This window comes from Psychromonas sp. MME1, assembly GCF_041080865.1.
Lineage (GTDB): Bacteria > Pseudomonadota > Gammaproteobacteria > Enterobacterales > Psychromonadaceae > Psychromonas.
The window spans coordinates 1,008,559-1,022,550 of record NZ_CP160906.1 but is presented as its reverse complement, the minus strand read 5'-3'; the positions used below and the strand labels follow the sequence as shown (position 1 = coordinate 1,022,550).

Annotated in this window: 11 protein-coding genes and 1 pseudogene; 9 read left to right on the top strand and 3 right to left on the bottom strand. The window is 37.5% G+C overall.

The window, feature by feature from the left end:
- Window positions 1-43: 43 nt before the first annotated feature.
- Window positions 44-541, top strand: coding sequence for a peptidylprolyl isomerase (locus AB2N10_RS04815; RefSeq protein ID WP_354625696.1), 498 nt, complete (start codon window positions 44-46; stop codon window positions 539-541).
- A 3-nt stretch (window positions 542-544) separates the two neighbouring features.
- A complete protein-coding gene (locus tag AB2N10_RS04810; protein WP_369434406.1) occupies window positions 545-1,282 on the top strand; it encodes a UDP-2,3-diacylglucosamine diphosphatase in 738 nt (245 codons plus the stop codon).
- A 2-nt stretch (window positions 1,283-1,284) separates the two neighbouring features.
- Here the strand turns inward: AB2N10_RS04810 and AB2N10_RS04805 are convergent.
- The 3 genes and pseudogenes from AB2N10_RS04805 to proQ all read right to left on the bottom strand — a co-directional run bounded on the left by AB2N10_RS04805 (window position 1,285) and on the right by proQ (window position 5,682).
- Window positions 1,285-2,945: pseudogene (locus AB2N10_RS04805) on the bottom strand (AMP-binding protein).
- 88 nt (window positions 2,946-3,033) lie between these two features.
- Window positions 3,034-5,028 (bottom strand): carboxy terminal-processing peptidase, encoded by a 1,995-nt coding sequence (gene prc, locus AB2N10_RS04800; RefSeq protein WP_369434405.1) that lies wholly within the window; start codon window positions 5,026-5,028, stop codon window positions 3,034-3,036.
- Window positions 5,029-5,040: 12 nt separating this feature from the next.
- Window positions 5,041-5,682 (bottom strand): RNA chaperone ProQ, encoded by a 642-nt coding sequence (proQ, locus tag AB2N10_RS04795; protein ID WP_354625691.1) that lies wholly within the window; start codon window positions 5,680-5,682, stop codon window positions 5,041-5,043.
- Between the two features lie 377 nt (window positions 5,683-6,059).
- Between proQ and yegQ the strand changes: the two genes are divergently transcribed.
- The 7 genes from yegQ to AB2N10_RS04760 all read left to right on the top strand — a co-directional run bounded on the left by yegQ (window position 6,060) and on the right by AB2N10_RS04760 (window position 13,990).
- Entirely contained in the window at window positions 6,060-7,403 is a 1,344-nt protein-coding gene (gene yegQ / locus AB2N10_RS04790) for a tRNA 5-hydroxyuridine modification protein YegQ (RefSeq protein WP_354625690.1), read from the top strand.
- 1 nt (window position 7,404) lies between these two features.
- On the top strand, window positions 7,405-7,653 hold the full coding sequence (locus tag AB2N10_RS04785) for a YfhL family 4Fe-4S dicluster ferredoxin (RefSeq protein ID WP_354625689.1): 249 nt from the start codon (window positions 7,405-7,407) through the stop codon (window positions 7,651-7,653).
- 113 nt (window positions 7,654-7,766) lie between these two features.
- Window positions 7,767-9,104 (top strand): MATE family efflux transporter, encoded by a 1,338-nt coding sequence (locus AB2N10_RS04780; RefSeq protein ID WP_354625688.1) that lies wholly within the window; start codon window positions 7,767-7,769, stop codon window positions 9,102-9,104.
- Between the two features lie 432 nt (window positions 9,105-9,536).
- Window positions 9,537-11,141: an ABC transporter substrate-binding protein gene (locus tag AB2N10_RS04775; protein WP_354625687.1), complete on the top strand. Its 1,605-nt coding sequence runs from the start codon at window positions 9,537-9,539 to the stop codon at window positions 11,139-11,141.
- A gap of 157 nt (window positions 11,142-11,298) precedes the next feature.
- Window positions 11,299-12,105, top strand: coding sequence for an ABC transporter permease subunit (locus AB2N10_RS04770; RefSeq protein ID WP_369434404.1), 807 nt, complete (start codon window positions 11,299-11,301; stop codon window positions 12,103-12,105).
- Complete coding sequence (locus AB2N10_RS04765) at window positions 12,095-12,988, top strand: ABC transporter permease subunit (RefSeq protein ID WP_354625684.1); 894 nt, start codon at window positions 12,095-12,097, stop codon at window positions 12,986-12,988. The genes AB2N10_RS04770 and AB2N10_RS04765 overlap by 11 nt, the downstream gene beginning before the upstream one ends.
- The gene (locus tag AB2N10_RS04760) at window positions 12,989-13,990 is read left to right on the top strand and encodes an oligopeptide/dipeptide ABC transporter ATP-binding protein (protein ID WP_369434403.1); all 1,002 of its coding nucleotides are present in this window, start codon (window positions 12,989-12,991) and stop codon (window positions 13,988-13,990) included. It abuts the gene before it with no gap.
- Window positions 13,991-13,992 lie beyond the last annotated feature (2 nt).

The window sequence follows — 13,992 nt, the reverse complement described above, 5'->3', positions numbered from 1 at the left end:
GTTCATGTATGATAGCGGCTTTATTTAATAACAGGATCATAAAATGATTACTTTACATACAAATTTTGGCGATATTAAACTTCAACTAGATGCTGAAAAAGCGCCAAAAACAGCGGCAAATTTTACTAAATATGCACAAACAGGCCATTATGATAACACTATTTTTCACCGTGTAATTGATGGATTTATGATTCAAGGTGGCGGATTTAAGTCAGGCATGGAAGAAAAAGAGACTGATGCGCCCGTTAAAAATGAAGCAAATAACGGCTTATCAAATAAGAAGTATTCTGTTGCTATGGCGCGCACAAACGAGCCGCACTCAGCTTCAGCGCAGTTTTTTATCAACGTAAATGATAATAAATTTTTAGATTTCAAATCAGAAACGGCTAACGGGTGGGGCTACTGTGTTTTCGCTCAGGTCGTTGAAGGCTCTGAAGTTGTAGACAAAATTAAAGGTGTAGCAACAGGTAACTTTGGTTTTGTCCATCAAGATGTGCCACTTGAAGATGTTGTTATCACCAGTGTAACAGTAGAAAAATAAATTATGCGTACCCTCTTCATTGCCGACTTACACTTAAGCGAAGATAACCCAGAAATTACTGCTGCATTTTTTCACTTTTTAGATAAAGAATGTGAAGATGTTGATGCCTTGTATATTCTTGGTGATCTATTCGAGGTTTGGATCGGCGATGATGAGCACACGCCATTAATGGATGAAGTAGCAAAACGGCTTGCGCATTGTGCCACTCATAACAATACACATATTTACTATTTACATGGTAATCGCGATTTTATGATTGGAAAAAGCTATGCCAAACAAGCTTGTATGCAGCTATTACCCGAACATCACGAAATAGAACTATATGGGCAAAAAGCATTAATTATGCATGGTGACACACTCTGCTTAGCTGATTTAAATTATCAGAAAATGCGTAAAATCATCCATAATCGCTACATACAGTTTATCTTTAATTTATTACCGCTATCGATTCGTAAAAAGATTGGTTGGAAAATCCGAACAGCAAGTCAATCCAAAAAAACAACAAACGCCCAAATGATGAGTGTAACGCAAGATGAAGTGATACGTCTTTTAAAAAAACATCAGCTAAAAATAGTAATACATGGTCATACGCACAAAGTTGCAGAGCATAAATTTGAAGTAGATGGTGCAGTAATGCAACGTTACGATGTCGGTGATTGGTATCAAACACTAAGTTTTTTAGAAGCTAAAAAAGAACAATTAACTTTGATAATACATCCTATCAATTACTATTCGCTCTGATTTTATCGATCTTTTAATAATCGTCGCATCACTTTCCCCACGTTATTTTTAGGCAGCTCATTGACAATTTCAATCATTTTTGGTCGTTTATAGGCAGTAAGATTATCACGACAGTGTGCTTGAATATCTTTAACCGTAATTGAATAATCACGCAAAACTACAAACACTTTTACTATCTCACTGCCATCGTTGCTATCAACACCAACTGCAGCGCTCTCTAATACACCATCAATGGTGCTAATAACGGATTCGATTTCATTTGGATAAACATTAAAACCTGACACTAAAATCATATCTTTTTTTCTATCGACTAAACGCAACAAACCTTGTTCATCAAATAAACCAATATCACCACTGCGAAACCAGCCATCAATAAACGCATTGTCGGTCTCTTGTTTATTATTCCAATAAGCTGGCATCACTTGTGGTCCTTTTATCTCAATTTCGCCTGCCACATTAATTGCATGAACCAGCTCATTATTGGTATCGCGCAGACGGATTAAGGTACTTGGCAGCGGGTAGCCAATTGAACCACTAAAAGAGGTAAAGTTATGGGGAACAACAGACACCATCGGTGCGCACTCCGTTAACCCATATCCATCTAGCACCACACTATTAGTCTTTTCGAACCATCTAGTGGCAATATTCGCTTGTGTTGCCATACCGCCGGAGAGGGTTATACGCAGTCGTGAAAAATCAATTTGCGAAAATTTGCGGTGATTAAGCAACGCATTGAATAGCGTATTAATGCCAATAAAGTAATCAAACGGGTATTTTTTTAACGTCGCAATAAAAGCGCCAATATCCCTTGGGTTAGTAATCAGAATATTCTTACCGCCCATGTGTAAAAAAAATAGACAATTAACCGTTAATGCAAAGGCGTGGTAAAGCGGTAATGCCGTTATAACCACATCTTCTCCTTTTTTCACCACGGCACCAAAAACGGCCGTCGCTTGCATTAAGCTCGCTACCATATTTTTATGTTGTAAAATCGCCCCTTTTGAAACCCCCGTTGTCCCACCTGTATACTGAATAAAAGCAATATCATCACTGTTAATTAGTGGACGATGAAAAAAGAGATTTTCACCGGTTTGTAGTGCATCTCGATAACTATGCGCATCGGGTAGATGATACTTTGGCACCATTTTTTTTATATGAGAGATAAAAAAATTAGCCATATTACGCTTCACGAATGTTAATTCATCAGCTATTCGACTTAGAACAACGTGCTCAATGGCTGTTTCGGTTACGATGTTTTCCAATGTTTTGGCAAAGTTAGAAACAATAAAAATAGCTTTAGCCCCAGAGTCGTTAAGCTGAAATTTTAATTCCCGACTTGTGTACAGTGGATTGATATTGACAACAACCATTCCAGCCCTAAGGATGCCAAGTAATATAATAGGATACTGTAATAAATTAGGCATCATGATGCTACGCGATCTCCCTGAGCCAACTTTAAGGCGTTCTGCAAATAACTGGCAATCGCTTGTGATTTTTTTTCTAACTGATAGTAAGTAAGCGTTACATCCATATTGACAAATGCAGGGCAACTTGGGTAATGGGTGAAACTCTTTTCAACTATTTCAATTAAATTTGCATACGGTAAGGGCGGAAGATTGGGGGCTACATCATTAGGATAGTTATCTAACCACGGTGAAAACATATCATTCTCTTAAATAAACAGTAAATGCAGGAAATTAATGATAAAAAGGCCGGAAAAGCCTGCGGATAGAAGTACGATATAAACGAGATCAAAGTTGGGCATAATCTAACGTGATAGCAGCAGCTTCTATTAAAAATGCATCAACGGGTTCAAAATCATCGGGTAAATCATCAATTTTTTTAATCAGAGGTAGACCCGCTCGAGCTAAACGTTCATTAGCACGTTTTACAGCACTCTTTTCATTCTTTCCACGCAGGATAATCCGTTCTTGTTCATTTAATGAAATAACAGTGTTATCTTTTTCTCTACGGTACTCTTCGATATCATCATTTAAATAATTAAATTCGACTTCGTTTTTAATCCTTTTTTGATGTTTGACCTGCAACTCATCAATATACTTCTGAATATCATCGATTGGTTGATATTCTGCCGATTTTATATTATCCCAAGGTAGTGCATTTTTTTCTAAGCTCTCCCCTGTATCATTGTGATCAACTGCCGTTGGAAATAGAATATCGGGTATAACACCTTTATGCTGCGTACTGCCACCATTTATCCGATAGAATTTGGCTATTGTATATTGAACTGAACCAATACTTTCGGCATTGCTATCATAAAATCTAGATAATGGTCTATGCTGCTGCACCGTACCTTTACCAAAACTTTGCTCACCGAGAATAATCGCACGACCGTAATCCTGTAATGCCGCGGCAAATATCTCAGATGCAGAGGCACTATAACGATTTATCAGTACCGTTAATGGACCATCATAAGATATCTTTTTATTATCATCTTCGGTAACAACAATTTGGTTCCGGCTATCACGTACTTGTACAACGGGGCCTGATTTAATAAATAGGCCAGTAAGTAAAGTAGCTTCTGTTAATGCCCCTCCACCGTTATTACGCAAATCAATAACGATACCAGCAACGTCTTGTTTTTTGAGATCTGCGAGCTTTTTCTCAACATCTTCACTCAATTTCAAGTAAAAACTTGGAATTGTAATAACCCCTATTTTTTTACCATCAATAACTTCAATTGAAGATTTAGCTTCACGATCTTCTAAGTGTATTTCCTCACGAGTAATTTCAACAAGGCGATCACTGTCAACATTCTTTCCTGACAACACTTGTAATTGAACTTTCGTTCCTTTTGGACCTTTAATTAGGTCAACGATATCATCTAATCGCCACCCAACAACATCGACCATAGGTTCGCCTTCTTGGCCAACGGCAATGATTTTATCATCTTTAAAAATCTGTTTGGAACGATCAGCTGGTCCGCCTGGAACTAAACTTCTCACTATCGTATAATCATCTTCGAGCTGTAATACGGCTCCGATCCCTTCCAGTGATAAATTCATTTCCATTTTAAAACGTTTAGCATTGCGAGGAGAAAGGTAGCTGGTATGCGGTTCGATAGTATGTGAATAGGCATTCATAAAGCTTTGAAATACATCCTCACTTTCCGTTTGAAATAAACGCTTAATGGCGCTTTCATAACGTTTGCTTAGTTGTTTTTTAATGGCGGGCCATTTTTTACCATTTAACTTTAGTACTAAAGCGTCTGATTTAACTTTTTTACGCCAGAGTTCATCAAGCTCGGCACTATTTGCAGGCCAAGGTGCATCTGTTCGATCCAGTTGGTACTCTTCTTGTTTAGAAAAATCCATCGGTTTCTCAAGTAAAGAGAGTGCAAAATTAAAACGCTCAAAACGGCGTAATAAGTTCAGCTGGTACATAGCATAAACATTACTTAACTGCCCCGTTTTAAGGCTGTCATCTAATAAAAATTGATATTCACGAAGATTATCAATATCAGATTGAGTAAATATTTGCTTGCTATAATCAAGCTGCTCAATATAACGGTCAAACACTTTCTCAGAAAGTTCGTCATTGAGCGCGATAAATTTATAATGCGAGCGACTAAAAAGGTCGCTCGCTCTTTTCGCCACCTTAGCGTGTTGCACTTGAGGTGCTAGTTTGGGGATTTTATTACTATCAAAATTACTAGCAAACGCAACGCTTAATCCAATACATAAGGTACTGGCAACAACTAAAATATAACGAAAAAATTGAATCATTAATTTACCTTTTTAAACAATGAGATTTTTAGCTTTGACTTTAACCGTCATGCCTGAATCAAGTTGTACTTGCACATCATCTTTAGCAATATCGACAACTACGCCTGATACTGGTGATTTACCTAATACCACTTTGACCGTTTGCTGAAGTTTAAGTTCCGCATGCACCGCTGGTTTGAAGTTGCTTAAATCTTCTACTTTATCAGCTTTAACAGCTACTTTTTTTACTCGAGATGGGATATTGACTTGTTTTGGCGTTTTTTTAGCATTGCCATTTTTTGCCGTAGCGGTTTCGTTTACTTTGCTTTTTTTATTGGCAAATGCTTTTTCTTTACTCTCTTTTAATGTTTTTAATGCATGTTCAGCGTGCTCTGCAGATACTGCATCACCTTCAACACCGTCAAGGTCAACGCGTTTTATTGATTCCTTCACGCAGTGCAGGTATCGCCAACTTAACGTATATTGACGTAATGCCCCACGCAATTGGGTCTTACTAACACGAGGTTCATTTTCTAAACGTTCAGCCAGATCCTGAAAAAGGCCTATTTTTAGTGGCTTAGCTGCATCATTTGCAGCTGTAAAACATAAAGGAAATTGTTCTATTAAGAATGCGATAATTTGTTTGTTGTTAGTAAATTTTTCAGAAAGTTCCATGTAAAACCTAATTATTAAAGCCATATAAGGCGCTAAATGATCTGCTAAATCATTACAAATTGAATATAACTTTACATTATAGAGATGCGTTAAACAAATGTGAAACTTAATTTCACCACCGCTCCCTATTTTGCTTGTTAATCATCATTATCTATTTATGTCATACATTTATAGTAATTTATATAAAGAATTAAATAAATCGTGAAATTATCCCATTAACTTGTTTGCCACTATACTATCCATTTTTTATAAAAACGCGTAAACTGCCGCGCACAGCAATAGTCGCGCATTTTTATATTCATTAATTCAACTTAATTATGCAGCATATAAACAGTGCGCTTCTGTATTGCCCTGACTTGATATCAGAAGAGAATAAAATGACTCCAGAATTACTTTCGCCCGCGGGCACACTTAAAAATATGCGTTACGCATTCGCCTATGGTGCCGATGCGGTTTATGCCGGACAACCCCGTTATTCATTACGTGTACGTAATAATGAATTTAATATTGAAAAGCTCAAAATTGCGATCGATGAAGCGCATCAGCAAAACAAAAAATTGTATGTTGTGTGTAATATCCAACCGCACAACTCTAAATTAAAAACATTTTTGCGTGATATGCAACCCGTTGTCGATTTAAAGCCTGATGCCATTATTATGTCCGACCCAGGTTTGATTATGATGGTTCGTGAAGCTTATCCAGACATGCCTATCCACTTAAGTGTACAAGCCAATGCTGTTAACTGGGCGACCGTCAAGTTTTGGGAAAAGCAAGGTATTGAGCGGGTTATTCTATCACGTGAGTTATCACTTGATGAGATTGAAGATATCCGTCTACATTGCCCAGATATTGAGATAGAAGTATTCGTACACGGGGCCCTATGCATGGCGTATTCTGGCCGTTGTTTATTATCAGGTTATATAAATAAGCGCGATCCTAATCAAGGCACCTGCACTAATTCATGTCGCTGGAAATATGATGCACATCCGGCACAAGAAAATGAAAGCGGTGATATTGTCGCCATTCAACCCGCACAACCCACACTCGGCAGTGGCGCACCGACAGACCAAATGTTTCTTTTACAGGAACAGGGACGTCCCAATGAATATATGCCTGCATTTGAAGATGAACATGGCAGTTATATCATGAATTCAAAAGATTTACGTGCCATTCAACATGTTGAGCGTCTACTAAAAATAGGTGTACACTCGTTAAAAATTGAAGGGCGCACCAAAAGTTTCTATTATTGTGCCCGTACCGCACAGGTTTATCGTCAAGCAATGGATGATGCAATAGCTGGTCGCCCATTTAATCCTGCATTAATGGGTACATTGGAGAACTTAGCGCACCGCGGTTACACTGAAGGTTTTTTAAGTCGCCATACCCACGATGAATATCAAAATTACGATTATGGCTATTCAATCAGTAATAGTCAGCAATTTGTTGGTGAAATAACAGGGCGTAATGAGCGTGGTTTAGCTGAAATTTTGGTGAAAAATAAATTTTTACTGGGTGATTCATTAGAGCTAATGACACCAAAGGGGAATATCAATTTCACCCTTGAGCAATTGAGTAACAAAAAAGGTGAACTAGTCGATGTCGCACCGGGATCAGGCCATGTTCTCTACATGCCAGTTCCTAAAGATATCGACCTTGATCATGCGTTAGTTATGCGCAACCTCAATCTGGGTGAAAATACACGCAATCCGCATAGTAAATAATATGGCACTTTTAATTAAAGATAACTGCATCAATTGTGATATGTGTGACCCGGAATGTCCGAATGAAGCTATCACATTTGGCGATCTCATTTATGAGATAGACAAAGATAAATGTACCGAGTGTGTTGGCTTTTACGAACAACCCACATGTATCGCCGTTTGCCCCATCAAATGTATTATCGTGGATCCAGACTGTATAGAGAGTGAACAAACGTTACTTGATAAGTTCGCTCAATTACATAGTGATTAAATAACCTTAATACCAATCTGCTTAACTCTGGCACTCTATTTTACCCGTAAAATAGAGTGCCATTAATCCTAATTGGTATATTGAGTAAATAATTATTAGATTTGGTAGACGAGATGGCCCAAGGAAAATTTACACAAGGCTCAATCATTAAGCATGTGATGACCATGTCAGCCACAAATGCACTCGGTATTAGCATGCTGTTTCTGGTCGACTTGGTTGATATTTACTTTATCAGTCTATTGGAAAATCCTTCTCTTACTGCGGCCATCGGCTACGCTAGTCCCGTTCTTTTTTTCACTATCTCCTTGAGCATTGCGCTGGTCATTGTCAACAGTGCAATAGTGGCTAGAAAGTTAGGTCAACAAAAACGAATAATTGCTCGTCAATTTATTAGTTTAATCACACTATATGCTTTCACTTTAACAAGTGTCATCGCATTTTTGCTCTACTATTTTGCCCCGCAAATATTGCAATTTATTGGTGCACAAGGAGAAGAACTTAAACAGGCCACCCTGTATTTACATATTATCCTGCCATCAATGCCTATCTTAGCTGTCGCACTGCAAATGGGCGCAACACTACGAAGTATGGGGCATGCAAAACAAGCTATGTTCGCAACACTCGGCGCGGGATTAATTAACGCAGCCTTAGATCCTATTTTAATTTTTTATTTTAAACTTGATCTACAAGGTGCAGCCATTGCCTCCGTTGCCGCTAGATGCACTCTCCTTGTGATCGGTTTGTATTACGTACAGTTTAAATATCGTATGATTGCCACCATTAACAGTGCTTTTATTAGATCACATTTTCTGCGCATATCACAAGTTGCTTTACCAGCGATCTTAAGCCAGATAACAACCCCTATAAGTAACTTCTATGTCACCTATGAAATTGCTAAATTTGGTAGTCAATATATGGCAGGCTGGGCGATTATAGGGAGGATAGTGCCCGTTGTATTTGTCATGATGTTTGCCTTATCTGGTGCGATAGGCCCAATCATTAGTCAAAACTACGGCGCACATAATTTCACTCGCGTGCGTGAAGTATTAAATCAATCTATGAAATTTATAACCAGTTACACATTAGTCGTCGCCCTATTTATGTCAATGGGGCAAGAGATAATTGTCATGGCATTTAAAGCAACCGACGAAACCGCATCATTAATTCGCATTTTCTGTCAAAACATCCCGATTACATTTATTTTTACAGGTATGATGTTGATTACCATGACGCTATTAAATAACTTGGGTCATGCGAAATATGCAACGCTGTTAACTCTTTTAAAGTTAACATTAGGTACAATTCCTTGTGTTATTATTGGTAGTTATTATTTCCATGCTCCGGGTGTGATATATGGACAAGCGGCTGCTAATATTATTTTTGGAGTCATTGCACTGACCCTCAGTAATAAACGAATCTCAAAATTGAGCGCCTCGCCCTCAATCACATAGCGCTAAGAATATTGCAAATAGTCATGTTATTGTAATACACAATATATAAATATCGGTACTGTAAACCATTACAATTGATATACTTAACGTAAAGCTATCATTGCAGTGCTACAATATTACAATTAAAATTAGAAGATTATACCCATGGTACTTCAAGCTACCAAGTCAGCAAGAAAAAATGTAGCGAGATGTGAAGCATAAAATAGAACTATTGTTATTCTATGTGGCGATTTTATAACAAAGCAAATTGGTGCTATTCCCCTTACCCTATAGGAGTAGCTTGAAAACCATCCCTGCGTTGTTGCACTCGAAAAAGGAATTACAATGAGCTAATCTCTTGCTCAGGCATTCGAGTTAGTGCCATACAAAACTTCATGGGGTAATATGGATATATGTTATAACGGATGACTACTTAAAGGAATGATACATTTAATGCGCCCCTTATTTATTATTTTACTCTCAACTTTATTAAATGGATGTTACCAACAAGCCAACTCACTCAGTGATACATTGATTTATTGTTCACAGGCGCTACCTCAATCCTTCAATCCACAACTAAGTAACAATCAAGCAACCCTCGATGCCACAACAAATCAGCTCTTTAATCGCTTAATCAAGGTTGACCCAAACAATGATGAAATTATTGCAGAGCTTGCAAGTGATTGGTCTATCAGCGAAGACAATAAATCTTATATATTTCATTTGCGAAAAGATGTCCCTTTTCAGCAAACTGAATATTTCACCCCTACCCGTAATTTTAATGCTGATGATGTACTATTTAGTTTTAACCGTTTGATTGACATTGCATCCCCCTTTCATGATATTAATTCAGATCAAGGCAACTATTTTTTTAATCATCCCTTTAAAAACTTAATTTCTAATTTAAGTAAAATAGATGAACACACCATAAAGATTGAACTCAAAAAGCCAGTAAGCGCATTTTTGACTTATCTCGCGGCCCATTATGCAGTTATTCACTCTCAAGAATACGCAAGTTCATTATTATCATCAAATCAACCTTCGCGCATGGATTATTACCCTGTAGGTACGGGCCCATATCAGTTTAAGAATAGCAATGGTTCAGGGGTCATCCGATTTGACAGTAACCCTTTATATTGGGGGAAGACGCCTGCGATTAAACATGTCATATTTGATACAACCAAGAATAACAGCAAACGCTTCGCCAAATTATTGTCTGGTGAATGCGATATAATGACCAATCCTGCACCGAGTCAGTTACGACACATAAGTTTAAATAAATCTATAACAGTGAGTAATCGCCCAACCAACAATCTGTCTCTTCTGGCATTTAACTCCACTAAAAAAACGCTTAGTAACAGCCATATAAGAAAAGCACTCGCTTATGCAATCGACCAAAACACGATCGTTGACTCGGTTTTTTTTGATAGTGCAACATCTGCCAAAGGGTTGTTACTTAAGCAATCTTGGGCGTTTGATAGGAACTCTGCGCATTTTTTCTATGATCCTGAACTAGCGCAACAATTATTAAAAGAAAATAGTTTCGATTTTAAGCAGACATTAACGATGTTGGTTCCCACTGTCGAGTCTGCATTAAATCCCAACTTCAATAAAACGGCTGAATTTATCGCGAGTAATTTACGTTCCATTGGAGTACAAGTTGATATTATTGCCTTAAATAATGACGCACTAACAACCCGCTTAATTACTGGCAATTATGACACCTATTTAGCTGCAGTGAATATCAATAGTTATGATCCTGATACTATTTTCAATTCACTACTGAGTTGTGATGTCTCTATATTAGAAGGGAATAGCAGCCAATGGTGCAACAATAAAACGCAGAAACTATTAGAATCCGCTTTGTTGGCAGAGAACAGCAATTTACGCAAACTTTATTACTACCAATTACAACAAATTATTAATCAAGAGCAGCCCTACTACCCCCTGGCACATGCCCATAGGGTCGATATTTTTAATAATAATGTAACAGGTCTTACGGTTAATCCCCTGACGGGAATAAATTTTCAGTATGTAACAAAATCAGAAGCTAAATAATATGCGCAATTATCTTATAAGACGATTCAACCTATTCATTATTACCGCCTTCATTCTCAGTATCCTAGCTTATTTATTAACGTCTTGGAAAAGTTACCAGAACACCTCTATTGGAGAATTTATTTTATTATACTTTGATTACCTTATAGATATAATAATGGGGGAATGGGGATTTTCAATCATCGATCAACAGCCTATTTTAGTAAAAGGATTAACTGCATTTTACTTAACACTTGAACTTTGTTTGGTGGCATTTGTTACCGCCACTATCATTGCCGTCCCACTCGGTATCATCGCAAGCATGAACAAAGATACAATGCTTGATAAAATAATAATGACCATCGCCTTGATTAGTTTAGCTCTACCAGTTTTTTGGTTATCGGTAGTACTAACATTATTCCCTAGCTCAACTTCACTTCCCATACCGATCGATGGTGATATTAGTCCAATTTATGAGTTTAAAAATCATACAGGATTTCTGTTGATTGATACCTTAATAGCAACGAAATCTTATCAATTAGATGCATTTTTCAGCCGGTTAGCACACCTTTTTTTACCTTCATTAGTGCTCTCATTATTTCTGATATCGGAGTTGATTCGCTTAACTCGAAACACGATTTCGACAGTTATGAAGAGTAATTTCATAAAAGCAGCTTATGCGAAGGGTTTTAGTAAACCCCAGATAATTTACCGACACGTATTTAAGAATGCAATGCCGACAATTATTCATAATATTCGCTTGCAGTTCAATACCATCATATCCTTTGCAATGGTTGTGGAGATTGTCTTTTCGATGCAAGGCATTGGCGGGTGGCTATTATCGAGTATAACATTGGGAGATTATCTTGCTTTACCGACATCCCTGCTCATCATCTCACTTTTTATTTTAATCTCGAGTATTTTTATTGATATTCTTTTAGTCGTTATTTCACCAGTGAAACGGAAATCTTTATATGTTGATTAACAATGAATTCGATGATGAAACCATACTGTCTCCTTGGCAATATGCATGGTCAATTTTCAAAAAGAAGAGTTTTTCTATGGCTGCCATGTGGGGGTGTATAATTTTAATATTAATCACACTTTTTGCAGATTATATTATCCCTCACAATCCCTTTGCACATTATTTCACTAATATTTTACTGCCTCCATCTTGGCTTGAAAACGGTAATGCCATGCATCTATTGGGTACTGATGATTTAGGACGAGACTCTCTATCTCGTCTGATTAAGGGCATTCAACTTACTCTGGGTGGTGCGCTAACAATAACCGTGATTATTGCACTTTTGGGCACCATTATCGGGGCTGCAGCAGCAGTAACTAAGGGGATTAAAGCCAGTGTTTTGCATCATTTACTCGATGCATTACTCACCATTCCCACTTTACTTATTGCTTTTATTCTTATCATTATATTTGGCCCTAGTTACGATAACTGCCTGATTGCGGTATTGCTATCTCTTCTTCCACAGTTTATTCGCGGTATCTACGTAAGTATCGAAAATGAAATGCATAAACAATATGTCGTCGCGCTTCGGCTTGATGGAGCAACCTATATGCGTTTAATGAGATTTGGTATTTTACCCAATATTGTCGAACCAATAATTACTCTATTCATGCGTATTTTTACGATGGCTATTTTAGAAATAGCAACACTTGGTTATTTAGGTTTTGGCGCTCAAGCTGCTGAGATCGAATTAGGTGCGCTCATATCAACCTATATAGATTTGACATATTCATCTCCTTGGTTAGTGATTATCCCGGGCATTACTCTTTCAGTTATTATTTTATTATTTAATCTTTTTGCTGAGGGGTTAAGGTTGGCTATTATTGAAGGAGAGGATGCATAAATGGCATTACTAGACGTTCGCAATTTAAGCATTGATATCGAAACTGCACAGGGTAAAATTCGTATCATTGAAAAAGTTTCTCTCACAATTATAGAAGGGAGTATCCATGGTTTAGTTGGTGAATCAGGATCAGGTAAAAGCTTTATTGCAAAAGCTATCCTTGGCCTACATAACCCTAATTGGACAGTGACAGCTGATAGAATGTTTTTAGGCTCAACAGATTTAACTAAGTTATCACCCAGTGAACGACGCAAAATAATGGGCAAGCAGATAGCGACTATATTCCAACAACCCCGTTCCTATCTATATCCAAGTAAAAAAATATTTTCTCAAATAAAAGAAGTACTGCCTAAAAAGAGGCTAGTCGATAAATTATTCAATAAATTTAAAAAAATAAAGGATCAATCCACGGAGAAAATAGTCAAAGATTTATTACACAAAGTTGGCATTCAAAATGATAAAACGGTTGGCGCTAGTTACCCCCATGAACTATCTGAAGGTGATTGTCAGAAAGTAATGATTGCCATGGCGATAGCCAATAACCCAAGCCTTATTATTGCTGATGAACCAACAACCGCGATGGAGGCTGTCACACAAGCTCAAATATTTAGATTGCTGTATAAATTAAATCAATTACACAATACAACTATCCTATTATTAAGTAATAGCTTTGGGAGTATCAGCAATTTATCCGATTACATGACCCTTATTTATTGCGGGCAAACTGTAGAGTCAGGAAATTACCAACAGATCATGGAATCGCCAATGCATCCCTATACGGAAGCGATGATAAAAACCATTTTGGCTTTTGATGGCAATATCATCCATAAAAGCAAATTATACACATTACCCGGTAGCATCCCCTCTGCCAATCAGCTCCCCATTGGCTGTCGATTAGGCCCTCGTTGCCCTCGTGCTCAAAGGGTTTGTGTAACATATCCTGATGTTTTAATATTTAAAGGACATGTTGTTCGTTGCCACTTTCCTAAATTAAGCGATTAACC

Bases quoted from the DNA above. Each gene is read 5' to 3' on its own strand.
- AB2N10_RS04815 (WP_354625696.1), top strand. From the start codon at position 44: ATGATTACTTTACATACAAATTTTGGCGATATTAAACTTCAACTAGAT.
- AB2N10_RS04810 (WP_369434406.1), top strand. From the start codon at position 545: ATGCGTACCCTCTTCATTGCCGACTTACACTTAAGCGAAGATAACCCA.
- prc (WP_369434405.1), bottom strand. From the start codon at position 5,028: ATGATTCAATTTTTTCGTTATATTTTAGTTGTTGCCAGTACCTTATGT.
- proQ (WP_354625691.1), bottom strand. From the start codon at position 5,682: ATGGAACTTTCTGAAAAATTTACTAACAACAAACAAATTATCGCATTC.
- yegQ (WP_354625690.1), top strand. From the start codon at position 6,060: ATGACTCCAGAATTACTTTCGCCCGCGGGCACACTTAAAAATATGCGT.
- AB2N10_RS04785 (WP_354625689.1), top strand. From the start codon at position 7,405: ATGGCACTTTTAATTAAAGATAACTGCATCAATTGTGATATGTGTGAC.
- AB2N10_RS04780 (WP_354625688.1), top strand. From the start codon at position 7,767: ATGGCCCAAGGAAAATTTACACAAGGCTCAATCATTAAGCATGTGATG.
- AB2N10_RS04775 (WP_354625687.1), top strand. From the start codon at position 9,537: ATGCGCCCCTTATTTATTATTTTACTCTCAACTTTATTAAATGGATGT.
- AB2N10_RS04770 (WP_369434404.1), top strand. From the start codon at position 11,299: ATGGGGGAATGGGGATTTTCAATCATCGATCAACAGCCTATTTTAGTA.
- AB2N10_RS04765 (WP_354625684.1), top strand. From the start codon at position 12,095: ATGTTGATTAACAATGAATTCGATGATGAAACCATACTGTCTCCTTGG.
- AB2N10_RS04760 (WP_369434403.1), top strand. From the start codon at position 12,989: ATGGCATTACTAGACGTTCGCAATTTAAGCATTGATATCGAAACTGCA.